24 protein-coding genes and 3 tRNA genes are annotated in these 22,595 nt (G+C 66.6%); 20 read left to right on the top strand and 7 right to left on the bottom strand.

Annotated features, from left to right (window positions below; all coding sequences use genetic code 11):
* Nucleotides 1–297 precede the first annotated feature (297 nt).
* From ACW175_RS06180 to ACW175_RS06195, 4 genes are all read right to left on the bottom strand, one after another.
* Nucleotides 298–1,080 carry a hypothetical protein gene (locus ACW175_RS06180; RefSeq protein WP_492103734.1) on the bottom strand — a complete coding sequence of 261 codons (783 nt, stop codon included), beginning with the start codon at nt 1,078–1,080 and terminating at the stop codon, nt 298–300.
* Nucleotides 1,052–3,496 carry an HsdM family class I SAM-dependent methyltransferase gene (locus tag ACW175_RS06185; protein WP_492103735.1) on the bottom strand — a complete coding sequence of 815 codons (2,445 nt, stop codon included), beginning with the start codon at nt 3,494–3,496 and terminating at the stop codon, nt 1,052–1,054. Before ACW175_RS06185 ends, ACW175_RS06180 begins: the two co-directional genes overlap by 29 nt.
* A complete protein-coding gene (locus ACW175_RS06190; protein ID WP_492103736.1) occupies nt 3,493–3,822 on the bottom strand; it encodes a hypothetical protein in 330 nt (109 codons plus the stop codon). The genes ACW175_RS06185 and ACW175_RS06190 overlap by 4 nt, the downstream gene beginning before the upstream one ends.
* A gap of 522 nt (nt 3,823–4,344) precedes the next feature.
* A tRNA-Thr gene (locus tag ACW175_RS06195) sits at nt 4,345–4,419 on the bottom strand.
* Between the two features lie 89 nt (nt 4,420–4,508).
* Between ACW175_RS06195 and ACW175_RS06200 the strand changes: the two genes are divergently transcribed.
* From ACW175_RS06200 to ACW175_RS06290, 19 genes are all read left to right on the top strand, one after another.
* Nucleotides 4,509–4,961 (top strand): hypothetical protein, encoded by a 453-nt coding sequence (locus ACW175_RS06200; protein WP_492103737.1) that lies wholly within the window; start codon nt 4,509–4,511, stop codon nt 4,959–4,961.
* A 99-nt stretch (nt 4,962–5,060) separates the two neighbouring features.
* Nucleotides 5,061–6,350 (top strand): UDP-N-acetylglucosamine 1-carboxyvinyltransferase, encoded by a 1,290-nt coding sequence (gene murA, locus ACW175_RS06205; RefSeq protein ID WP_492103738.1) that lies wholly within the window; start codon nt 5,061–5,063, stop codon nt 6,348–6,350.
* Between the two features lie 2 nt (nt 6,351–6,352).
* Nucleotides 6,353–6,805 carry a DUF2948 family protein gene (locus ACW175_RS06210; protein ID WP_492103739.1) on the top strand — a complete coding sequence of 151 codons (453 nt, stop codon included), beginning with the start codon at nt 6,353–6,355 and terminating at the stop codon, nt 6,803–6,805.
* 200 nt (nt 6,806–7,005) lie between these two features.
* Entirely contained in the window at nt 7,006–7,200 is a 195-nt protein-coding gene (locus ACW175_RS06215; protein WP_492103740.1) for a hypothetical protein, read from the top strand.
* Between the two features lie 60 nt (nt 7,201–7,260).
* Complete coding sequence (locus ACW175_RS06220; RefSeq protein ID WP_492103741.1) at nt 7,261–8,709, top strand: NCS1 family nucleobase:cation symporter-1; 1,449 nt, start codon at nt 7,261–7,263, stop codon at nt 8,707–8,709.
* A gap of 83 nt (nt 8,710–8,792) precedes the next feature.
* The gene (gene hisD / locus ACW175_RS06225) at nt 8,793–10,091 is read left to right on the top strand and encodes a histidinol dehydrogenase (RefSeq protein ID WP_492103742.1); all 1,299 of its coding nucleotides are present in this window, start codon (nt 8,793–8,795) and stop codon (nt 10,089–10,091) included.
* Nucleotides 10,092–10,111: 20 nt separating this feature from the next.
* Nucleotides 10,112–10,606: a UPF0262 family protein gene (locus ACW175_RS06230; protein ID WP_492103743.1), complete on the top strand. Its 495-nt coding sequence runs from the start codon at nt 10,112–10,114 to the stop codon at nt 10,604–10,606.
* Between the two features lie 2 nt (nt 10,607–10,608).
* Nucleotides 10,609–11,064, top strand: a complete 456-nt coding sequence (locus ACW175_RS06235) for an arsenate reductase ArsC (RefSeq protein WP_492103744.1) — start codon at nt 10,609–10,611, stop codon at nt 11,062–11,064.
* 97 nt (nt 11,065–11,161) lie between these two features.
* Nucleotides 11,162–11,380 (top strand): translation initiation factor IF-1, encoded by a 219-nt coding sequence (gene infA, locus ACW175_RS06240; RefSeq protein WP_035044427.1) that lies wholly within the window; start codon nt 11,162–11,164, stop codon nt 11,378–11,380.
* 19 nt (nt 11,381–11,399) lie between these two features.
* Nucleotides 11,400–11,981: a Maf family nucleotide pyrophosphatase gene (locus ACW175_RS06245; protein ID WP_492104910.1), complete on the top strand. Its 582-nt coding sequence runs from the start codon at nt 11,400–11,402 to the stop codon at nt 11,979–11,981.
* Entirely contained in the window at nt 11,978–13,060 is a 1,083-nt protein-coding gene (locus ACW175_RS06250; RefSeq protein ID WP_492103745.1) for a ribonuclease E/G, read from the top strand. Before ACW175_RS06245 ends, ACW175_RS06250 begins: the two co-directional genes overlap by 4 nt.
* Nucleotides 13,057–13,242 carry a DNA gyrase inhibitor YacG gene (locus ACW175_RS06255; protein ID WP_492103746.1) on the top strand — a complete coding sequence of 62 codons (186 nt, stop codon included), beginning with the start codon at nt 13,057–13,059 and terminating at the stop codon, nt 13,240–13,242. The genes ACW175_RS06250 and ACW175_RS06255 overlap by 4 nt, the downstream gene beginning before the upstream one ends.
* A gap of 98 nt (nt 13,243–13,340) precedes the next feature.
* Nucleotides 13,341–13,416 (top strand) — tRNA-Phe (locus ACW175_RS06260).
* A 566-nt stretch (nt 13,417–13,982) separates the two neighbouring features.
* The gene (locus ACW175_RS06265; protein WP_492104911.1) at nt 13,983–14,888 is read left to right on the top strand and encodes a MotA/TolQ/ExbB proton channel family protein; all 906 of its coding nucleotides are present in this window, start codon (nt 13,983–13,985) and stop codon (nt 14,886–14,888) included.
* 5 nt (nt 14,889–14,893) lie between these two features.
* Nucleotides 14,894–15,325 carry a biopolymer transporter ExbD gene (locus tag ACW175_RS06270; protein ID WP_099576424.1) on the top strand — a complete coding sequence of 144 codons (432 nt, stop codon included), beginning with the start codon at nt 14,894–14,896 and terminating at the stop codon, nt 15,323–15,325.
* Nucleotides 15,326–15,339: 14 nt separating this feature from the next.
* Nucleotides 15,340–16,071, top strand: a complete 732-nt coding sequence (locus ACW175_RS06275) for an energy transducer TonB (RefSeq protein ID WP_492103747.1) — start codon at nt 15,340–15,342, stop codon at nt 16,069–16,071.
* A gap of 235 nt (nt 16,072–16,306) precedes the next feature.
* Nucleotides 16,307–16,383: transfer RNA gene (locus ACW175_RS06280), tRNA-His, on the top strand.
* A gap of 114 nt (nt 16,384–16,497) precedes the next feature.
* Complete coding sequence (locus ACW175_RS06285) at nt 16,498–17,208, top strand: TOL_0243 family YfiR-like periplasmic protein (protein ID WP_492103748.1); 711 nt, start codon at nt 16,498–16,500, stop codon at nt 17,206–17,208.
* Nucleotides 17,205–18,926: an ATP-binding protein gene (locus ACW175_RS06290; protein WP_492103749.1), complete on the top strand. Its 1,722-nt coding sequence runs from the start codon at nt 17,205–17,207 to the stop codon at nt 18,924–18,926. Before ACW175_RS06285 ends, ACW175_RS06290 begins: the two co-directional genes overlap by 4 nt.
* 1 nt (nt 18,927) lies before the next feature.
* Here the strand turns inward: ACW175_RS06290 and ACW175_RS06295 are convergent, their stop codons facing one another.
* The 3 genes from ACW175_RS06295 to ACW175_RS06305 all read right to left on the bottom strand — a co-directional run bounded on the left by ACW175_RS06295 (nt 18,928) and on the right by ACW175_RS06305 (nt 21,991).
* Nucleotides 18,928–20,361 (bottom strand): UdgX family uracil-DNA binding protein, encoded by a 1,434-nt coding sequence (locus ACW175_RS06295; RefSeq protein ID WP_492103750.1) that lies wholly within the window; start codon nt 20,359–20,361, stop codon nt 18,928–18,930.
* The gene (locus tag ACW175_RS06300; protein WP_492103751.1) at nt 20,361–21,590 is read right to left on the bottom strand and encodes a putative DNA modification/repair radical SAM protein; all 1,230 of its coding nucleotides are present in this window, start codon (nt 21,588–21,590) and stop codon (nt 20,361–20,363) included. The genes ACW175_RS06295 and ACW175_RS06300 overlap by 1 nt, the downstream gene beginning before the upstream one ends.
* A 119-nt stretch (nt 21,591–21,709) precedes the next feature.
* Nucleotides 21,710–21,991: an HU family DNA-binding protein gene (locus ACW175_RS06305; RefSeq protein WP_047409209.1), complete on the bottom strand. Its 282-nt coding sequence runs from the start codon at nt 21,989–21,991 to the stop codon at nt 21,710–21,712.
* A gap of 330 nt (nt 21,992–22,321) precedes the next feature.
* Here ACW175_RS06305 and ACW175_RS06310 point away from each other — a divergent pair, with 330 nt between their 5' ends.
* Nucleotides 22,322–22,591 carry a hypothetical protein gene (locus ACW175_RS06310; RefSeq protein ID WP_492103752.1) on the top strand — a complete coding sequence of 90 codons (270 nt, stop codon included), beginning with the start codon at nt 22,322–22,324 and terminating at the stop codon, nt 22,589–22,591.
* Nucleotides 22,592–22,595 lie beyond the last annotated feature (4 nt).

Genomic DNA, 22,595 nt, shown 5'->3' on the forward strand with positions numbered 1-22,595 from the left:
GCCGCGCTAAGCTGAACCTCCGGGCAAGTGTCAGCAATGGGGTCGGGAACGTAAATTCGGCCGCCGCCGGAAACCGGGCATTCGGCTATCGAGTGGAAACCGGACATAGCTACGGGCCTTCGAAGGTGGAATGTGGAGGGCGGATTGCCGGACGGGACGAGTAGCCTTTTGGCGACAGGTTGATCGCCAAGGCGCTAACCTAAACCGCCGCACACCTTGCCGGAGCGATGGTGACGGACGATCTATTTTCCTGGGTGCTGATCTTGAGAATGTGCCCTACCGTGCGCTGCCGCTGGGCTAGGGGTGGATCACGCAGCGCTCTAGCTCTTGTCGCAAATATAGAATGCTCTGGTTGAGCCAGCGATCAAGCGCTTGCAGATCGGGCGGGGCGTTCATGTGACGGCCGATGTCGCCGTGGAATTCAGGCAGCCACCACGGCGCTGCGCTAGCAAGATGCATCCGCTCGACCGAGAAGCGCCTCACTAGTTCGTCGATGGTTGGCGCGCGCACTGCCGCATCGAAATCCTCGAGCACTTCCTCGGCAGCCGGCTCGAAGCGCAACGCCTGTGGCGCGGCAGCCATGCTCTGGATGAGATCGACCTGCCAATGGGGGTGTCCGGCCCCAGGACTCTGGAATGACGCCTGGCCGCCTGACCAGGCTGCGTAGCCCGGCCATTCCAATCTCAAAAGTTGGGGTTTAACTGCTTCATTGCGCTTTCCGAGATAAACGCTGAGTCCGGTGTTCTTGAAGCGGAAGTTCCGTTGGCCGGTCGGAATCTCCCAGACCTCCTGCCAGCCTAGCCACGCCAGGAGATCGCCGGAGATGCTGCATAGGGGCGCGACATAGCTGTGGCCGCCCCGATTGCGCACAACCCGTTCGCAGCCTGCTCCTTGAAGGCCGGCCCATGCTCCTTCCTGCTGATAGTCAAACTCGACACGCAGCTGACGACGATCTGCGGGGAGGGCCAACGCGCGGGCTATCAAGTCGCCGACGTGCAACCAGCGCTGATCGAGCGCGGGCTTGCCAAGGCTGATTTCCTCGGCCGGCGGGCTATACAGTTGAGAGGGTCGGCGCGCCATAGAGTTCCGCCACGATAAGCGCCGTCCGAGTCCGCCATTCCCGCTCATTAACGTCGACCTTCAGTCCCTGTCGGGCGAGGTCGGCGACCAGGCGCCCGGCACGCGGATCGGTGCTAAGTGCCCGGAGGTCGGGTAGCGGAATGGGGTTAACATGCCGCGCGCTGAGATCGAACTGTCCGCCGGCGACGTGCGGCGCAAAGATTTCAAGCAGTTTGGCGAATGGCAGCGAATTAAACAGAGCTGCGTAGGCAGCCACTATATCCACAAGTGGTAGAGCCTCCTCGCCTCCGTCGACCAGAGGAGCCTTGGGCGTCCAGACGTGGCCCATTACCGCGACGTACTGGGCCTCTAAGTCAGCTACGAAGCCACCTTCTGCCGAGAAGAACTTGCTGATGATCCGAGGACCAGTGTTGTAGGCCCACGAACGCGAACGCATCAGACCCCACCAGTCGCTACGCCGGGACTGAACGATGGTCGCGCGCGTCGTTAGCGCATTCCGCGCCGGCTCCAACCATGTCTTGAAATAGTGCGGGACCGACGCTCTGACGGCGTCCTCGTCGGCAAACAAAGGCCCAGCCTCGGTGTGGGGGAAGAATACGTGGTAGGGCTTGGTAATGTGGCCGTTCTGGATGGAATCCGTCATCGTCGCCAGCCGGAAGACCTTCCGCTCTTTGACAGGCAAGGTGCGTAGCTCATCCTCGGTCAGAAGAAGGACGTTGTTCAGGCCAGTCTGGATGCCCTGCGAGACTTCGAAAAGATCCTGCACGGTTGACAGTGATAGCTCGGAGAGCTCTCCCAGTAAGCGTTCGGTGCTCGGAGTGGGGAGGCGCCAGGTCGGCCGATCAGTCAGCGAGGTCGATTGGATCGGGAAGAGGCTCCATTGCGTCTCCAGCACGGGTGACAGCGGTGCGACGCCCCCTAGTTTTCGAATCTGGCGGAAGGCCTCGCCCGTTGCGGCTGCGTCGTTCTCGGTCAGTACTGCGGTCAAAATTGTCGGCTGAGCGGGTCGACCCTTCCGCACCACGGCGCAGGCCACTTGAACCAGGGCATGGGAGAAGAGGCCAAAGTCACCGATCGAGGCCAGTAGGCGCACTTCCCCTTCAGACGCCAGACGCTCGCGCCAGCTAGTCGCGGCCTTGAGCGACAAAAGGCTGGCGGGGAACAGTGACCCCAGCACGCCGCCTGGGTTGAGCGCGTCCAAAGCCCGGGCGACGAAGGCCATGCTGTAGTCGCCGCGCGCGGCGTTGGCGTCCGTGGCATCCTTCAACTGCTGACGTTGCTGGGGCGTCTGAGCACCGAAAGCGATAAAGGGTGGGTTCATGACCACGACGTCGCAAGCCGGTATGCCAATCTCACCCAGGGAGTCGCCGTGCAGGAGTTGCAGGTCCACGCCGCCAGCCGGCGACCAGTCCCGGACCGAAAGGCTAAGAACAAAGCGGGCCATGGCGATAGCCGCCATCGAGACATCCACACCAACCAGGGTCAGGCGGCCATTGAACCCGGCGCGCCGCAAGGCGCGTAGCGCCTCGTGCAAGAAGGCGCCCGAGCCGCAAGCCGGATCACAAAGAGTCAGAGTCTGTCGCGTTGCCAGATTGGGAATGGCTGCCAAGACTTGCTCGACGATGCTGCGGGCCAATGCAGGCGGCGTGAAATGTGTACCGCCGCGATTGTCGACCTTGGTTTCGGGCGCGTCGAGCAGGCCGAAGAGGTCGTAGTTCGGCGAGACACGCAGTAGCTCGAAATGGGCCTCCTGGAAGAGCTGCCCCCCGGCATGGCGAATAGCCAAGGCGGGATGCAGACGAAGGAAGGAGAGCCCTCCCCGGGCCGAGGCAACCTCGGCGGCGGCGGCCTCTAGGCCGTTTGCCGGGAGGCGCCTGCAAAGTTCGCTTGCATCGCCGGTTAGCCCAAGCTTGCTTGGATCGCTGGCATAGTCCTCGGGAGCGATCAACTGGCCAAGTGCAGCAAGATAAACGTCAGTTGTCCGCTCGTCGGGCAGATTGGCGGCGTGGCTGAGTGAGCGGATACGCCGGAAATAGTTGATCAGATGATCGACCACGCCACGGTTTGAGCGCAGCCGATCCTCATTCAGATATGCGTAAAAGCGGTCGAGACTGCGCTCCACGCCGGGCCGCTCGTAAACGCGCGGCTCGTGGGGCGCGTCCCAGCGCAGCACGGCCACCTTGCTTTCGGTGACGGTGACGTGGTGCGGGATGTCGCTGGACCAAGCCCAACCGGCGGGACCTTCTTGGCGCCAAAGGTCCTCGGTCGAGGTGGAGAGCGCGAAGGTGCCGAAACCGCCATCGAGCAGAACGTTATGATCGCCGGGAAGGACGGATTCGTCGTGGCCTTCAAATAGGGGCGCCAGTGCCAGGCCGAAGCGCTGACTCCAAGCGACAGCCAGATCGGAGGCGCTCATCGACGAACCGCCACGGCCGGGAACAGCGGCAACTGGGTCTCGACGCGGAAGTCCTGCGGGCTGGCGAGAACTTCGAGGTGGGTGTTGAGGCTGACCGCAACGAAGGAGCCCTTGGCGGGGGCATCGCCATCCATCTTCAGAATAGCCTGTTGGGCGTTGGGAAACACCGCCACCGCCCCCCACAGCGAAGGGAATGAGCGCCCCTTGAGTAGGGCTTGTAGTTCACCGATGGCGGCGCGCCATGCGACGACCTCGACGCCATAGCGCCCATGGATTTCGTTGAGCACGCGCAAAGCGAGGATGGTCTGCCAAGAAAACAAGGCCAAGTGCCCACGCCCTGCGGCCGGAACATCGGCCGACACGACCTCGCGACGACCGCACCACTCGCGAAGCTGGTGCGGCGTTAGGCCGGAAAGGCGTGCGGCATCTGAAGCCTGTACGAAAGACATACGCGGATGGGTATCATGCCCATCCCGACGGCGCTACTGCCGATCACGCGCGCCAGCGCCTGATTTTCTCAAAATTTTGCCGCCGTTTTAGCTTGCCCGATGCGGCGCTGAATGAAGTAGCGCGCTGGCTTTAGCTATTCTGAAGACCAAGTGACCCGCATAGGGCGAAAAACGCGCTCGAATTGCGCGGCTTTGGTTGTCGCAAGTCAACAACCTGCTGCCTTTGAGCTTTCCGTGACTTCAATTCTATCCCGGCGAGGCGGTAGCCCGACAACGGTTTGTGCGGATTTTGTGCGGATTGGGTGTCAACGAGGGCATCTGAGATGCCTGAATGTCAACGAGGACGTCAATGGGAGGGGAATGGTGGTTCCCCAACCTATTGAAAAGGTTGGGGAACCATGGTGCCACGACAGGGACTCGAACCCTGGACCTCAGCCTTACCAAGGATGCGCTCTACCACTGAGCTACCGCGGCGAAGAGGAGGGGCGTATAGCGAGGTGAATCGCGAACGCCAAGCCCAAAATCGTCTTGACCGCCGATCTTTGTCGCCGCACCCCCGACGCATGGCGATCAGCGACGACAAAACCACCCGCGAGGCCAAGCTGGCCGAAGCGCTCCGGACCAACCTGCGCAAGCGCAAAGCCGCCGCCCGTGGGCGTTCTGACGATTCCGATCCCGCGATCGCGACGGCCGAGGCCGCGCCGAGGCCCTATAACGTCGTTCGAAAACTGCTGGGGATAACTCATCGCGATGGCGAGCGAGTCGCGCTGACGATCGAGATGTCCGCGCCGTTTCCGAATCCCAACGGTCAGGGCTGGGCGGTCGCGGTGCGGCTGACCGGCGACGGCGGACAGTTCGATACCGAGGTCGGCAAGGCCGCCTTGGGGCGCGACGGACTGGCGGCGACGCGCAAGGCGATCGAGCTGGCTCAGGTGGCTCTGGACCTCGCCAGCACGACCCACGACCTGCGCTGGCCGGACGACGAGCGTCCCTACGATGTTTCGGCTTCAATTTAGAGGCGCGGCCCTTGCAAGCCCCCTTGCAACGGATAGAACCCGCCCCTCACATGTTGAACCGCGCGGCGACCCCCACCCCCGCGCGTTCGAGGGACCTGAATGGATCGCATCGCCATCACCGGCGGCGCGCGGCTGAACGGATCGATCCCGGTCAGCGGCGCCAAGAACTCTGCTATCAAGCTGATGGCGGCCAGTCTGCTCACGGATGAGCCGCTGCGCCTGACGAACATGCCGCGCCTGGCGGATACGCGCTTCCTGGGCAAGCTGCTGTCGCGCCTGGGCGTCGAGGTCACCGAGAGCGACGGCCCCGACGGCCAGCAGACCCTGCTGCACGCCGCCGAGATCACCAGCGGCTTCGCGCCCTATGATCTGGTCCGCCAGATGCGCGCCTCGTTCAACGTGCTGGGTCCGCTTGTCGCGCGTTCGGGCCAGGCCAAGGTCTCGCTGCCCGGCGGCTGCACCATCGGCGCGCGTCCGGTCGACCTGCACCTGCAGGCGCTTGAGGCCCTGGGCGCCAAGATCGATCTGCACGAAGGCTATGTCTACGCTCAGGCCCCGCGCGGCCTGAAGGGCGCGGAGATCGTCTTCCCGATGGTCTCGGTGGGCGCGACCGAACACGCCATGCTGGCGGCCGTCCTGGCTGACGGGGTGAGCGTGATCCAGAACGCCGCCTGCGAGCCGGAACTGGTCGACCTGCAAGAGTGCCTGAACGCGATGGGCGCCAAGGTCGAAGGCGCCGGCACCCCGACCATCACCATCACCGGCGTCGCGCGCCTCAGCGGCGCGACCCATGCGGTGATCCCCGACCGCATCGAGATGGGCACCTACGCCGTCGCCGCCGCCATGGCCGGCGGTGAAGTGCGCCTGACCAACGCCCGTCCGGGCCTGATCGACAACCTGCTGCTCAAGTTGGAAGAGGCGGGCGCCGGCGTCGAGCACACCAACGACGGCTGCATCATCCGCCGCAATGGCGCGCGCCTGAACGCCGTCGACATCGAGACGGCGCCGTTCCCTGGCTTCGCCACCGACCTGCAGGCGCAGTTCATGGCCCTGATGACCACCGCGAACGGCGAGAGCCGGATCCGCGAGACCATCTTCGAGAACCGCTTCATGCACGCGCCCGAGCTGATGCGCCTCGGCGCCGACATCTCGGTCTCCGGCGGCGAGGCCCGCGTGCGCGGCGTCGAGCAGCTGGAAGGCGCCGAGGTCATGGCCACCGACCTGCGGGCCTCGGTCAGCCTGGTGATCGCCGGTCTGGTGGCGCGCGGCGAGACGACGGTCAGCCGCATCTATCACCTGGATCGCGGTTTCGAACGCCTGGAAGAGAAACTGGGCGCCTGCGGGGCCCAGGTCCGTCGCATCACGGGCGACGGCGAGCCGGAGCTCTGAAGATGGCCGAAACCGCCAAGCCGCTGCGCCTGCTGGCCCATGACATCGACGACCTCGGCGTGCTGTCGGCCGCCTTGCAGGACGCCGTGGCCAAGATCGGCGACATCCGCTGGGACGCTCAGGGCCGCACCCTGACGATCGCCTGCAATCGCTTCCGCTGGGAGGCGGCGAAAGGCCAGAAGGAGGGCAGGCAAGGCGAACGCGTGCGTTCGGCCCTGCAGTTCGGCGACGTCACCGGCGTGCAGGGGCGCAACCTGCGTCGCGACGCCAAGGGCGCTGTGGTCGAGCTGCTGTCCATCGGCTTCACGCCGGCCGAGGAAGCCCCGGCCGGCATCGTCACCCTGACCTTCGCGGGCGGCGGCGACCTGCGGGTCTCGGTGGACTGCCTGGACGTGGCCCTGGCCGACGTTTCCGATCCCTGGAGCACGCCTAGGACGCCGGGACACGCGGACTGAAGCGCGTCGATCAAAGCGGCTGAATTAGGCGCCTGCTCATTTCGTGAGCGGCGCCTTTTTTCTGATCTGATGGCGGGCAGGGCGTGCGCCTGGGATTTGTCCCACGCGGTAGTGATCGGCCGGCCAATTCGCCTGTGGGGCGAGCGGTGTTAGGTTAACGCCACGCGCCCGTCAGAGGCGCTCTCGTCAGGGAGGCCGCGATGGCCAGAAGGACAACCTACTCGACTGGGGAAACCCAGTCGGTTTTCTTCCGTGCATGTGACATCACCAAGCCCGAGCCGTCGGTGCTGCGTCATGGCGGTCCCTGCTTCGACTGGGGCCGCGCGACCCTGGTGGCGCTGTGCGTGGTGTTCTTCGCGGGGCTGGCGACGCTGGCCTACGCGGCGCTGGGCTGATCCGCCGAACGCCGTTCCGCTGATTGCCTAGGGCTGGCAAGCGCGCCTAAGCTTCGCCGCATGAGCACGCCCGACAGCGACCTTTGGAACGAAGACCTGGCCCCGACCAGCCCGGCGCAGCGCACCTGGCGCTGGCGGCACTTCGCGGCGCTGTGGCTGGGCATGGTCATCTGCGTGCCCGCCTACATGCTGGCCTCGGGCCTGATCGAGCAGGGGATGTCGGCGGGGCAGGCGGTGCTGACCGTGCTGCTGGGCAACCTTGTCGTGCTGATCCCCATGCTGCTGATCGGCCATGCCGGCGCGCGCTGGGGCGTGCCCTACGCGGTGCTGGCGCGGGCGTCGTTCGGCTGGAAGGGCGCGCGGGTCCCGGCCGTGGCGCGGGCCATCGTCGCCTGCGGCTGGTACGGCATCCAGACCTGGATTGGCGGCGGCGCGCTGCTGACCCTGCTGGGCGTCATCGTCGGCCGGAAGCTGGAGGGCGCGCCGCTGCCGGTGCTGGGTATCGGTCTTGGCCAACTGCTGGCTTTCTTCGCCTTCTGGGCCATTCAGCTGCTGTTCGTCACCAAGGGCCTGACGGCGGTGCGCAAGCTGGAGACCTGGACCGCGCCGATCAAGGTCGCGATCTGCGGGCTGATGGTCTGGTGGGCGGTCAGCAAGGCCGGCGGCCTGGGTCCCATCTTTCACCAGCCCTCGGCCTTCGTCGAAGGCGGGGCCAAGGCCGGCCAGTTCTGGAGCGTGTTCGCGCCGGCTCTGACCGCCATGGTCGGCTTCTGGGCGACGCTGGCGCTGAACATTCCCGACTTCACGCGGTTCGCCCGCACGCAAGGCGATCAGATCATCGGCCAGGCCGTGGGTCTGCCCGCGCCGATGGGCCTGCTGGCCCTGGTCAGCGTGGTGACGACCTCCGCCACCGTCCTGGTGTTCGGCAAGGCGGTCTGGGACCCTGTGCAACTGGCCGGCGACATCGGCGGGATCGCTGTGGTCGTGGGCCTGCTGATCATCAGCCTCGACACCGTCTGCTGCAACATCGCCGCCAATCTCGTCGGGCCGGCCTATGATTTCTCGGCCCTGTGGCCCAGTCGGATCAGTTATCGGACGGGCGGCTGGATCACGGCCGGCATGGGCGTCTTGATCATGCCCTGGAAGCTGCTTGAGACCACCCAGGGCTACATCTTCACCTGGCTGGTCGGCTATGGCGCGTTGCTGGGACCGATCGCAGGCATCCTGATCGTCGACTACTGGATCGTGCGAAAGGCGAAGCTGGCGGTGGACGACCTTTATGTCCACGAGGGGGCCTATGCCTACCGAGGCGGCTGGAACCCGGCGGCGATCATCGCCCTGGTCCTTGGCGTGCTGCCGAACCTGCCGGGCTTCCTGGCGGCCGCCGCGCCACACCTGTTCGGCGGCGTCGGGGCGTTCTGGACGGGGCTCTACACCTATGCCTGGTTCGTGGGCCTGGCGATCGCCGCGATCGTCTATGGGCTGATGATGCGCGGCAGGACGGTTTAGGCTCCATCGCGGCCCTCCTCATCGCGAGGGAAGACGGGCCCGAAAGGCCTTGCCTCCCGGCGCAAAAGCCGCATTTAGACCCCATGCGCCGCTTCTCCTTCACCGACCCCAGCTTCCCGGCCGCCTTCAAGGCCTTTCTCGACGAGCGTCGCGGCTCGCCGGCCGATGTCGACGCCTCCGTCGCGGAGGTGCTGGAGGCTGTCCGGACCAAGGGGCTCGACGCGCTGCTCGACTACGCCCGCAAGTTCGACAAGGTCGACCTGACAGCCGAGACCATCCGCGTCACCGCCGAGGAGATCGAACAGGGCGCGGCCGACACGCCCGCCGACGTGCGCGAGGCCATCGCCTTCGCCGCCGCCCGCATCCGCGCCTATCACAGCCGCCAGCGCCCCGCCGACCAGGCCTGGACCGACGAGGCCGGCGTCGAGCTGGGCTGGCGCTGGACGCCGCTGGAGGCCGTGGGCGTCTATGTCCCCGGCGGCCGCGCGGCCTATCCCTCGACCGTGCTGATGAACGCCGTCCCGGCCCAGGTGGCCGGCGTCGACCGCATCGCCATGGTCACCCCGCCCGGTAAGCTGCAGCCCGCGGTGCTGGCCGCCGCCAAAGAGGCCGGCGTCACCGAGATCTGGCGCGTGGGCGGGGCCCAGGCCGTCGCCGCCCTGGCCTATGGCGCGGGTCCCATCCTGCCGGTCGACAAGATCGTCGGCCCCGGCAACGCCTATGTCACGGCCGCCAAGCGCCGTTTGTACGGCGTGGTCGGCATCGACGCCCTGGCCGGTCCCTCCGAGATCGTCGTGGTGGCGGACAACCAGAACAATCCCGACTGGATCGCCGCCGACCTGCTGAGCCAGGCCGAACACGACCCGGCCGCCCAATCGATCCTGATCACCGACGACGAGGCCTTCGCCTCCGCCGTCGAGGCCGCCGTGATCGAACGCCTGAAGACGCTGGCCACCGGTGAGGACGCCGCCGCCTCATGGCGCGACCACGGCGCGGTGATCATCGCCCCGCTGGACGAGAGCCCGGCCCTGGTCGACGCCATCGCCCCCGAGCACGTCGAGTTCGCGATGGACAAGCCCGAGCGGCTCTCCGACCGCGTCCGCCACGCCGGCGCGATCTTCCTGGGCCGCGTCACGCCCGAGGCGATTGGCGACTACGTGGCCGGCTCCAACCACGTGCTGCCGACTAGCCGCGCGGCGCGCTTCCAGTCGGGCCTGTCGATTTACGACTTCATCAAGCGCACCTCGATCGTGAAGTGCGACGCCGCCTCGTTCGGCATATTGGGGCCGCACACCGTGGCGCTGGCCAAGGCCGAGGGTCTCCCGGCCCACGCCTTGTCGGCATCGATCCGGTTGCCTTCTCCGTTGCCATCCGGCGACTGACGCGCGAACGTCCGCGACAGATGAGCACCGCCGACTCCGCCAGCCACAAGATCAAGTCGATCGAGATCGACGAGGACAGCCTCGCGGCCGCTTCGCGCGACCAGGAGCAGGAGCGCCAGGTCGCGATCTTCGATCTCCTGGACGACAACTATTTCGAGCCCGCCGAGGCGTCGGGCGGGCCGTACGACATCAAGCTGTCGCTGATCGAGAACCGTCTGGCCTTCGACATCGCCGGCCAAGGCCCTGAAGGGACGCGCTACGCCAAGCGCCATCTGCTGTCGCTGTCACCCTTCCGGGGGGTGATCAAGGACTACTTCATGATCTGCGATAGCTACTATTCGGCGATCCGCAGCTCGACGCCGCAGCAGATCGAGGCCTTGGACATGGGCCGGCGCGGTCTGCACAACGAGGGCTCGAACCTTCTGCGCGAGCGCCTGGAGGGCAAGGTCAAGACCGACCTCGACACCGCCCGACGCCTTTTCACCCTGATCTGCGCGCTGCACTGGCGGGGTTGAGCGTGTCGGGTTTACCGGACGCCGTCCTCTTCACCTGCAACTACAACCGCGTGCGCTCGCCGATGGCGGAGGGGCTGTTCAAGCGATTCTACGGCACGCGGGCGTTTGTCGATTCCTGCGGGCTGAAGCCGGATCCGGCGGGGGAGGGGATCGACCCCTTCGTCGTGGCGGTGATGGATGAGCTGGGCCTGGACGTCTCCGGCCACAAGCCCAAGACTTTCGCCCAGCTCGAGGACGACAGCTTCGACGTCGTCGTCTCGCTGACGCCGGAGGCCCAGCATCGCGCCGTCGAGCTGTCGCGCGATCGCGCGGTCGAGATCGAATATTGGCCGACCCACGACCCCACTCTGTCGGATGGTTCGCGCGAAGCTCGGCTGGAGGCCTATCGCCTGGTCCGGGACGCCCTGGCCGAACAAATTAAGCGACGTTTCGGGGCGCCATCGACGTTTGGGGGGTGAATGCGTTATAGAGGCGCCTCGCCGCGAAGGGCCTCGTGCTGACTCACTGGTCAGCGCGCCCTCGTGGCTATTCGATTCGCTCCATTTGAGAGGCCTGATGGCTAAGGAAGAACTGCTCGAGTTTCCCGGTACGGTCAGCGAACTGCTGCCGAACGCCACCTTCCGGGTGACGCTTGAGAACGCGCACGAGATCATCGCCCACACCGCTGGCAAGATGCGCAAGAACCGCATCCGCGTGCTGGCCGGCGACAAGGTCCTGGTCGAGATGACCCCCTACGACCTGACCAAGGGCCGTATCACCTACCGCTTCAAGTAGGACGCCCGTGGCTCCTGAGATGGCCGTCCAGCCGTCGCTGGTCCTGGCCAGCGCGAGCCCGCGGCGCCTCGACCTGCTGGCCCAGGTCGGCGTCACGCCCGACCGGGTCGACCCCGCCGACATCGACGAAAGTCCGCTGCGCGACGAGACCCCGCGCCGCCACGCCCTGCGCCTGGCGCAGGAGAAGGCGCGCGCCGTCGCCGCGCGCGCGCCGGGCGATTTCGTCCTGGCCGCCGACACTGTGGTAGCCGTCGGCCGGCGCATCCTGCCCAAGGCCGAAACCGAGGCCGACGTCCTCTACTGCCTCAAGCTGCTGTCCGGCCGGAACCACAAGGTTCTGACCGGCGTGGCCCTGATCGCGCCGGACGGCCGCATGGGCTCGCGCCTTGTCGAGACCAAGGTCGGCTTCAAGCGCCTGACCGACGCCGAGCGCGACGCCTATGTCGAGGGCGGCCAATGGAAGGGCAAGGCGGGCGGCTATGGCGTCCAGGGCATGGCAGGTGGCTTCATCACCGACCTGCAGGGCTCCTATCCCAGCGTCGTCGGCCTGCCGCTGTATGAGACCCTGAACCTGCTCAGCGGCCTGGGGTATCGACCATGACCGGCAAGCCCCACGCCGCGAACGCCAAACCCCCCAGTGAAAGGCGCGCCTATCTCCATAAGGGCGTCGGCGAGACCGTCGGGGTCGTGACCCTGGACGGCCGCCCCGAGCGCCTGTTCGTCGCCTGGCCCTCCGACGATCCGCTGGACGCCGAGGGCGTGCGGGGCGTGGCGCGCGTCAAGACGATCGAGAAGGCCTTCAACGCGGCCTTCGTGGCCATGCCGGGCGGCCAGGACGTGATTCTGCCGCTGCGGCCCGACATGCCCAGGCTGGTCGAGGGCGGGCTCGTCGAGATCGAGATCAAGACCGCCTCTCGCGCCGACAAGGCCGCCGTCGCCCGCTTCATCGCCGAAGGACAGGGCGAGCCGCGCGTGCTGGAGGCCGCGCCGAGCATCGAGGATCGCCTGCGCCAGGCCGTGAAGGCCGGATCGCCCACGACGGGCGACAAGGCCCTCCTGGCCGTCGAGGAGGCCGAGGCCGACGCTCTGGCCACCGTCTTCGCCCTGCCGGGCGGCGGCGACATCGCCGTGGAGCCCACGCGGGCCCTGACGGCGGTCGACATCGACCTGGGTGGCCGCGAATCCGCCGATTCGAAGCGCGCCGCCCGCCAGGCCAACATGGCCGCTCTCAGTGTCGGGGCGCGTGTCCTGCGGCTCAAGGGGCTGGGCGGTATCGTCGTTTTCGACCTGGTCGGGCGCGGCCACGACGGCCAGGCCCTGACCACGGCCGCCCGCAACGCCTTCGCGCCCGACAATCCGGGCGTGGGAATCGGGGCGATCAGCAAGTTCGGCACGCTGGAGATGATCGTTCCGCGCCGCGCGCCGCCGATTCTCGATCGCCTGCTGACCCGGAATGGGGCCGCGAATCCCCGCTACGTCGCCCGTCGCCTGGCGCGGGCCCTCGAGCGTGAGGGCAAGGCCGATCCTGGGGGGCGCCTGACCGCCCGCTGCGCGCCCGCCGTGGCCGAAGCGTTCGCGGCCGAGCTGGACGCCGGCGTCGCCGAGCGGCTGGGTCGTCGCTTCGTCATCGAATCCCGACCGGAGTGGCCGGTCGACCGTCTTGAGGTGTCCGCAACATGAGCACGGGGTGCCCCATCTGCGGCAAGCCGGTCGAAACCGCCTTTCGTCCGTTCTGCTCCAAGCGCTGCTCGGACGTCGACCTGCAGCGCTGGCTGAGCGACCGTTACGTCGTCGCCGGCGGCGAGGACGACGACGAAAACCCGCCTGGAAACCTTCCGTCGGAAGACATCCACAACGAATGAAAAAGGGCTATGGACTTCCCGTTCGGCCTCACTTATAGACCCGGCTCCTCGCTGCACGGCGAGGTCGCCGAAGCGGTTTCGACCGCCGAACGCAAGATGCCTGAGTAGCTCAGTTGGTAGAGCAGCGGATTGAAAATCCGCGTGTCACTGGTTCGAATCCGGTCTCAGGCACCACTTCCCCTCGGAAGCCAGAGCATATCCGGGCCGCCTGAAACATGGCCGGCCACGTTGTCGTTTTCCCGTCATGATGGCGGTTGCGCCGACGCTCCGCCGCCCCATCTGCCGCGAGGGCAGGCGCCTTTCTTCATCGACCGGCGTTTTATTGTTATGCTGCAGTGCAGCATGGTTTTTCTCGTTGCCAGGGAAAAACCGCCCCTTTTTCCGGAAAACCCTTTTGTGCGCTGCGGTGAGCCCGGGGGGCAGGGGGGCTCGACGATGCATTTGTGCCCAAATGATCCCCTTGACGGTGCGAAAAGGGGTTGCCAAAGGACCACAGCCGCAATTCTAACATTGCGGTAAGACCGGAGCCCCAAAAGGGCGTCGGTTGCCCGCGCTTCGAAACGATCCTTCTGGAGGGCTTGGTCCTCGCGAGGGGCGTAACGGGTCGAGCGCAGCGAAGCGGGTTCGCCAGGTTTGGGAGAGCAATCGACCTCCAGGTGGGCTATTCAGAGTTAGGGAAGACGCTCTCGCGCGACGACCCTCGGTCCAAACGTGCTAGACCAATCAGGAACTGGCGACAGATGCTCGACATTAAACGGAAGACCCCCCTCATCGCTCTCGTCGGCGCCATGGCGCTGATGGCGAGCGCCCCGGCTTTTGCCCAGGACGCTGCCGCTCCGGCCGCCGCCTCCTCCACGCAGGCCGCTCCCGCCGATGCCGCCGCCGCTCCGGCCGCGACCCCGGCTCCCGAAGCTCCGCCGGCTGACGCCGCCGAAGCCGAAGGAGAAAAGAAGGGCGGCCACTCGCTGACGCCCGTCGGCATGTTCCTCGCCGCTGGCGCCGTCGTTAAGGTCGTCATGATCGGCCTGCTGCTGGCCTCGGTCTTCTCGTGGGTGCTGCTGCTCACCAAGATTTTCGAGTTCGCTGGCCTGAACAAGCAATCGGACAAGTTCCTGGAAGCCTTCCGCGGCGCTCGCTCGATCGCCGACATCGCGCGCATCAGCTCGTCGGAAGAATTCGAAGGCAACCCGATGGCCGACATGGCCGCCGCCGCCTCGCAGGAAGTTGAGCTGTCGCGTCAAGCCGGTCTCGCCGTCGCTGGCGAACACCGTGACTCGACGCTGGCTCGCGCCACCTACGCCATCAACGCGGTGCAAGCCTCGCTGGCCAAGCGCCTGTCGGGTGGCATGGTGTTCCTGGCCTCGGTCGGTTCGGCCGGTCCGTTCATCGGTCTGTTCGGTACGGTGTACGGCATCATGACGTCGTTCATCGGCATCGCGAACACCAACACGACCAACCTCGCCGTCGTGGCGCCGGGTATCGCTGAAGCCCTGCTCGCCACCGGTATCGGTCTGTTCGCCGCTATCCCGGCCGTTATCTTCTACAACTACTTCCAGACCCGCATCTCGGGTTACGGCACCCGCTCGGAAGGTTTCGTTGCTGAACTGATGAACGCCATCTCGCGTCAGCTCGACAAGGGGGCGTAACACCCATGGCCGCCAAACTCTCAGGCGGTGGGGGCGACAGGTTCAACGTCGAACAGAACAGCGAGATCAACGTTACGCCCTTCGTGGACGTCATGCTGGTTCTCCTGATCATCTTCATGGTGGCGGCTCCGCTGGCCTCCGTGTCGATCGAAGTGAACCTGCCCGCGGCGGTGGCGAAAGCAACTCCCAACCCGCCGAAGCCGGTCTACATCTCGATCAAGTCGACGGGGCAGCTCTACATCGGCGACAACCAGACCTCCATCGACGAGATGGGTCAGGACATTGTCAAAGGTATGGGCAGACGTGACCCGTCTAAGGAGCGCATCTTCATCCGGGCCGACGAAAAGGTTCGCTACGGGGCTTTCATGGAGGTGATGAACACCCTCCAGGATAACGGCTTCTACAGCGTCGCTCTCGTTGGCCGGGATGATAGCTAAGGTAGGGGTGCTGCATGGCTGAACAACAAACGCCCGAGCATCGCCACTACGATCCGCTCACCTCGGACGGCCCGCGTCGCAAGAAGGGTATGGGGCCGTTCGGCTTCGCCCTGATCGTGGTCTGCGGTCTGCACGGCCTTCTGTTCCTCTATCTGGCGAAGCAGAAGTTCGAAGCGGTGTTCCAGGAGTACTCGGACGAAGCCGTGGATGTGGAGTTGCCTCCGCCTCCGCCGCCCCCTCCGCCGCCTCCGCCGCCGCCGCCGCCGACTAACGAACCGCCGCCGCCGCCAGCAGTGGTGCAGCCGCGTCCTCCGGTGGCTCCGCCGCCGGACGTGGCGCCGCCGCCGCCGCTGCCGATCCCGCCCGTTGAAAAGCGGGTCGAGACCACGGCTCCGCCGGTGATTTCCGCGGTTCCGCCCGTGCCGACGGCTCCGCCGGCCCGCGCGTCGGTGATCACGCGTCCCGACTGGGCCCGCAAGCCCTCGGGCGACGACATGGCCCGGTACTACCCGGACCGTGCGCAACGGATGGAAGTCAGCGGTCGTGCGACGATCTCGTGCACCGTGACGGCCAAGGGTACGCTGGAAAGCTGCTCGATCGTTTCGGAATCGCCCGCGGACATGGGCTTCGGCGATGCGGCTATCCGCTTGTCGCGGCTGTTCCGGATGAAGCCGAAGACCCTCGACGGCGCGCCCGTCGACGGTGGCCAGGTGACCGTCCCGCTGGTGTTCCAAGTCCCGCAATAGGGCCTGGATCCAAGCGACACCAAAAGAAGCGCCCCGGAGTTTCGGCTCCGGGGCGTTTTCTTTGGAAAACGCCAAAACGAGGGTGAGCGGGTTTTCTTTGGAAAACGCCAAACCTGGTTGGGCGCGTTTCTCTCGAAAACGCCTCGCGAATGAACGTACGCTTTCTTGTGAAAAGAGCGTGTTTCGGCGCTTGATCCGGGGAGCCTGTCCGACTAAAGACACTCCCTCGCGATGCGCCGCCTTAGCTCAGTTGGTTAGAGCGCTGGTTTGTGGAACCAGAGGTCCTCAGTTCAAGCCTGAGAGGCGGTACCATCGCTGACAGGAAAGCCCGGGCTTCGCCCCGGGCTTTTTGCTTATTCCCTCGCCGCGCCGGAAGGCCTCACCGGCCTGCCTCCAAAATGTCATGGGGATGGGATCGAAACGGTCGTGCTTCGCGTTCAAACCGCCGAGGGGGACTGGCGTATGGTCTTGGGCTTCCCGCCGAGCGCCCCGGGCCTGACCCCCGGATGGCGCCATTTGCCTTTTCGCGTGATCGCCATGGTCGGCGCGTTATGCGCCATGGCCGGCGTGGCGGTAGCCGGCGAGCACCTTCCCGCCGCCCAGGCTGAAGCGCTAAAGCCGCCCCCCAAGGCCGAAGGTCGCCACGCGCCCTTGATGACCGAAGGTCGTGACCCGGCCTATGTCGTCAAGGCCGGTTATCTCTACAAATTCACGCCCTTCATCGACTGGCCCGCCGCCGCTTTCGAGGGCCCCTCCAGCCCTTTCCGCCTATGCATCGCCGGACATGATCCGTTCGGCGGCGTGGTCGATCACGCCGCGCGCGGCGCTCGGGTCGGCGAGCATCCGGTCGTGGTGGTCCGCTTGCCGGCCGTGGCCAAGGGGCCGGCCTGTCATATGCTGTTCCTCGCCGCCTCGCGTAGTCAGACCCCGCGCCAGGTGATGGCCTTGGTCGCCGGCCAGCCGGTGCTGACGGTCGCCGACGAGGGGCTCGACGCCCCCGGCGCGGTGATCCAGTTCGTCGCGATCGACAGTCGTGTCCGTTTCGAGATCCGCGCGGACGCCGCCCAGGCCGCCGGTCTGGCCGTCAGTTCCAAGCTGCTGGCCCTGGCCGCGCAGTCCAAGGAGAGCGGCAGATGACGGCCGCGAGCGGCCGCGTGGCCTGGCGTCCCGTCCTGACCGTTTCGATGGCGATCGGGCTGGCGATTGCCATCGTCGCGGCCGCCTTCGCACTGGCCGTCTATAACGAGCGCCTGGGCCAGCAGGAGCGTTTCCGCCAGGCGGAGGTGCAACTGCGAATCCTGGCCGGAAGCATGGCCGCGCCCCTGGCCTTCGACGACCGCTCGGCGGCGCGAGAATATGTCGGCGCCCAGAGTTCCAATCCCGATGTCGAGGCGGTGGCCGCCTACGACATGCAGGGTCAACTAGCCGCCAGCTATGTGCGGGCCGGGGCCCCGCCGCCGCCGACCCGCAATGTCCTGGGACCGCCCCGCAACGACGGCGCGCGCCTGGTCCTGACCTCGCGGGTCAAGGAGGGCGAGACGGTGCTGGGCTCGGTCTATCTGCGCACGGTGCTGGAATCGCCCGGCCGCCGGGCCATGCGCTATGCCGGGTTCGCCCTGCTGATCGTCATGGCGGCGCTTCTGGTCGCCGTACTCGGCGCGGCCAGCGCCCGCGTGGCCGAGGCCTATCGCCGTCTCAGCCGTGAGACCCGCGAGCGCGAGAAGGCCGAGGAGGCCCTGCGCCAGTCGCAGAAGATGGAGGCCATGGGCCAGCTGACCGGCGGCGTGGCTCACGACTTCAACAACCTGCTGATGGTCGCCTCCAGCGGCATGGATCTGCTGGAGCGGACCACCGATCCCACCCGCCGCGAGCGCCTGCGCCTGGGCATCCGCCAGGCCATCGATCGCGGCGCCAGCCTGACCCAGCAACTCCTGGCCTTCTCGCGCCGCGCGCCCCTGAAGCCCGAAGTGGTCGACATCGAGAAATGCCTGACCGGCATGCACACCTTGCTGGACCGCTCCCTGCGCGAGGATGTCACGGTCGAGATCCGGCTAGACCCGGACCTGTGGCGCATAGAGGTCGACGCCTCGCAGCTGGAAGTGGCGGTGCTGAACATCGCCATCAACGCCCGCGACGCCATGCCTGACGGCGGCGCGATTACCATCGAGGGCCGCAATGAGCCGTCTGGTGGGCCCGACGGCGCGGGTGACGTGGTCCGACTGTCGATCCGCGACACGGGCGTCGGCGTGGCGGCCGAGGTGCTGAGCCGACTGTTCGAGCCGTTCTTCACCACCAAACCGGTCGGCAAGGGCACGGGCCTTGGCCTGTCCCAGGTCTACGGTTTCGCCCGCTCGTCCGGTGGCGAGGCGGGCATCGAGAGCGTCTTGGGCGAGGGGACGACGATCTGGATGCGGATCCCGCGCTCGACCAAGGAAATGGTGCGGGACGCCGCGCCCCTCGCCCTGCGCAAGGTCGGTCCTGAGGCCCAGCGGATCCTGATGGTCGAGGACGACGACAGCGTCGCCCAGCTGGTCGAGGAGATGCTGCGCGAGCTCGGTTACGACGTGGTTCGGGCCGGCGACGCCCTGTCGGCCCTGGCGATCCTGCGCCAGGATATCGCCTTCGACCTGGTGTTCAGCGACATGGTCATGCCCGGCGACATGGGCGGGCTGGACCTGGCGCGCGACATCTCGCGGCTTTGGCCCGAGCTGCCGGTCGTCCTGACCACCGGCTACAGCGCCGCGGCGGCCGCCGCGACCAACGAGGGCCGGCGGGTGCTGATCAAACCCTACCGGATCGAGCTGCTGGCCACGGAGCTCGACGCGGTGTTCGCCAGCGTAAAGCGGGCGAGCTGAGTCAGGTCAGTCCCGCCAGCGTCCCCGCCAGCCGCAGATCGTCCACGAAGTCCGCATAGGCCCGCGCCTTGGCGTCCTCGTCCGGCAGGCGCAGCAGGAACGACGGGTGATAGGTGACGACGCCCTGGGCCTGATCCGGAAGCGGTAGGGCCTGGCCGCGATTGGCCGCGATCGGCGTCGGCTTGCCGATCACGCCTAGCGCCGCCGTCGCGCCCAGCATGACGATCACCCGCGGCTTCACCAGCCGCCGCTCGGCGTCCAGCCACCAGCGGCAGGCGGTGACCTCGCCGCGTTCGGGCGTCTTATGGATGCGCCGCTTGCCGCGAAGCTCGTGCTTGAAGTGCTTCACCGCGTTGGTGACATAGCTTCGGTCACGCGCCACGCCGGCTTCCGCCAGGGCCTTGTCGAACACATGGCCCGCCGGTCCCACGAAGGGGCGGCCGGCCAGGTCCTCCTGGTCGCCCGGCTGTTCGCCGACGAACATCAACGGCGCGCCGGCCGCGCCTTCGCCCGGTACGCCTTGCGTGGCGTCGCGCCATAGATCGCAGCGCCGGCACACCTCGATCCCGGCGGCGATGTCGTCGAGCGCGGTCGGCATCGACTCGTCATACGAGGCGTCGCGCGCATGGAGCAGGGCGGCCTTCAGCTTGCGTTCGGTCGGCTTGGCGGGCTGGGCGGCGACCATGGCGGTGGCGCGGTCCTGGGCGGTTTCGATCAGCTCCGGAATGAGCGCCGCCTCGGGCAGGTTCCGCCAGTAGCGCTTGGGCATTTCCTGACGCATCTGTCTGGGGTTCAGGCGGGCCGGATTGAAGATCGAGGCGTAGTAGGTGCGCCAGAGCTCCTCCTGGGTGTCCTCGGACGGCGCGTCGGCCGGATCGGCGCCCTCGGACACCAACAGCCGCTCGCGATCCCAGGCCACGCAGGCGTCGGGCGTCAGGATCGTCCAGTCCATGTTGGTGAAGCGACGCACGAAGAACGGGGCGGTGGCCTCGGTCACCCGATGGGCGGGCTCGAACCAGGCGGCATAGGTTTCGGTGGCGGCCCCCTCGACCAGGCGGAAGCGGACAAAGGCCTTCATCTTGTGCGCCGCGCGGCTGACAGCCTTGGCCATGTCGCGAGCGCGGGCCATGTCGGGATCGGCCGGATTGTCGATCAGCCGAGGCTCTCGCTCCAGCCGCCAGAGGATGCGGTAGAGCAGGGCGAAGCGGTCGGCCGCGCGGTTCTGGATCACCTGCTCGGCCAGTTCGACGAAGACGGCGGGAACGGTGAAGTTGGCTGGCTTGTCGGATGGGGCTGGCTCGGCGTCGAGGCCGAACAGTTCCCGCTCCACGGTCCATACGACAGCCCGCGGCTCCATACCCTCGGCCCGCAGCGTCCTCGCGGCCGTGCGCCAGCCGGCGAAGTCGATCTCGGAGGCCAGCCGCACGACCCGCATCAGAAAAGGCTCAGCTGCTGGGGCTTCACCAGGGCGGCTTTCAGGTTCTCGCCGTCGGTCAAGGCGCCCGGCGTCCAGTCGGCGGTGACCACGAAGGCCCTGGCGCGCTTCAGGACGCCCCCCACGCGCTTGAGGTCATCCAGGGTCAGGCGCGTCACCTTGCGGGCCGTCAGGATGCGTCCCACGGCCTTGGCGCCGAGGCCGGGCACGCGCAGCAGTGTCTCCCTGTCGGCGGTCTGGACGTGGACCGGGAAAGAGGCCCGGTTGCGCAGCGCCCAACTGGTCTTGGGATCGACGGTCAGGTCCAGGTCCTCGCCCTCCGCGACGATTTCCGGGCGCTCGAAGCCGTAGAACCGCATCAGCCAGTCGGCCTGATACAGGCGATGCTCGCGCAGCAGAGGCGGCCGGGCCAGGGGCAGGCGATGGCTGGCGTCTGGGATCGGGCTGAAGGCCGAATAGTACACCCGGCTCAGGCGATAGGCGCCGTAGAGGCTGGCGCTGCGGGCCAGGATGTCGCCGTCCTTGGCCGCGTCGGCGCCGACGATCAGCTGGGTCGACTGGCTGCGGGCGAACGCGCGCCTCCCAGCCTTCTTGGCGGGCTCGGCGTGGTCGTCGATGGCCAGCCGCATGCGGCCCATGGCGCGCTTGATGTCGGTGGAGCTCTTTTCGGGCGCGAGTTTGGCCAGATCGTCGTCGCGCGGCAGCTCGATATTGATTGACACCCGGTCGGCATAGAGCCCCGCCTCGGCCGCCAGTTCCGGCGAAGCCTCGGGGATCAGCTTCAGGTGGATGTAGCCCCGGAAGTCGTGATCGAGCCGCAGCGACTTCGCCACCCGGACCATCTCCTCCATCGTGTAGTCACCCGTGCGGATGACGCCCGAGGACAGGAACAGCCCCTCGATATAGTTGCGCTTGTAGAAGTTCAGGGTGAGGTCGACGACCTCCTTCACCGTGAACCGCGCCCGAGGCGTGTTCGACGACACGCGGTTGATGCAATAGGCGCAGTCGTAGATGCAGAAGTTGGTCAGCAGGATCTTCAGCAGGCTGATGCAGCGCCCGTCTGGGGCATAGGCGTGGCAGATGCCCATCCCCTCGGTCGAGCCGATCCCCTGGCCGCCAACGGAGTTCCGCTTCTCCGCGCCGGACGACGCGCAGGACGCGTCGTACTTGGCGGCGTCGGCGAGGATAGCGAGTTTATGTCTGAGATCGAGAACGGCCATGCGAAGCACGTTATCGTTCTTATTTTGTTCTAGATAGTCTTCACGCGCGACAAGGGCGTGGAGCACAATGTCGCGCGTGAATAGCAACGTCGGGGAGCAGACTTTGCGGCGTGCTCCCCGCTGAAGGCTTAGCCGTTGACGGCGTCCTTCAGTTGCTTGGCCGGCGTGAAGGCGACCTTCTTGCTGGCGGCGATTTCGATGGTCGCGCCCGTGGCCGGGTTGCGGCCGGTGCGGGCCGGCTTGGCCTGGACCTTGAACTTGCCGAAGCCCGGGATCGAGACTTCTTCACCCTTTACGGCCGCATCCGAGATCGCCTTGAAGACGCCGTCGATGATGGCCTTGGCTTGGGTCTTGGTCAGCTTGTCGTCAGCGGCGACAGCGGCGTCGACCAGATCGGAAACGTTCGTCATCTCTAAGCTCATTCCTGTGAATCAGGGAAATGCGAGCCTGACGAGACGGATCGCGTTTGTCACCCGTTAGGGAAGGTTAAAACGCCGATTCATGGGGGCAAAACGCCCGTGGGACGGGGATTTTTTCGGAATCGTCGCCTCCGGAACGGTCAAGTTTGGGGCAAAGCGCTTAATGATGGTCTCGCAAGTAGACCATGTGGCGACTCGCGCACTCGGTGATTCCGCACGGGAAACGGGGTGGAAGCCCGCCGCTGCCCGCAACCGCACGGCGCGATTCCGGAACGGCGTTGGTCCAAAACCATTTCTCCTGCAGGCACAGGAGAGACAGCCATGACCGACATCGACAACGGCTATGACGAGCAGGACGGCGCGGAGGCCATGGACGATGACGTCATCGGCAAGGACGGCGAGTTCCGCACCTTCGAGGAACTGCCCGACGTGCTGGACGTCACCCAGGCCGAGGGCGACGAGGATGACGACGACGCCTTGATCGGCGAAGACCTCGACGACGAAGAGATCATCGACCTCGAGGACGAGGCCGACGCGGGCGATGGCGTCGACAAGGACGATGTGCGTCCGCAAGTCTTCGACGGCGAATAGCCGC

The organism is Caulobacter sp. FV1ye6ST (genome assembly GCF_058681225.1).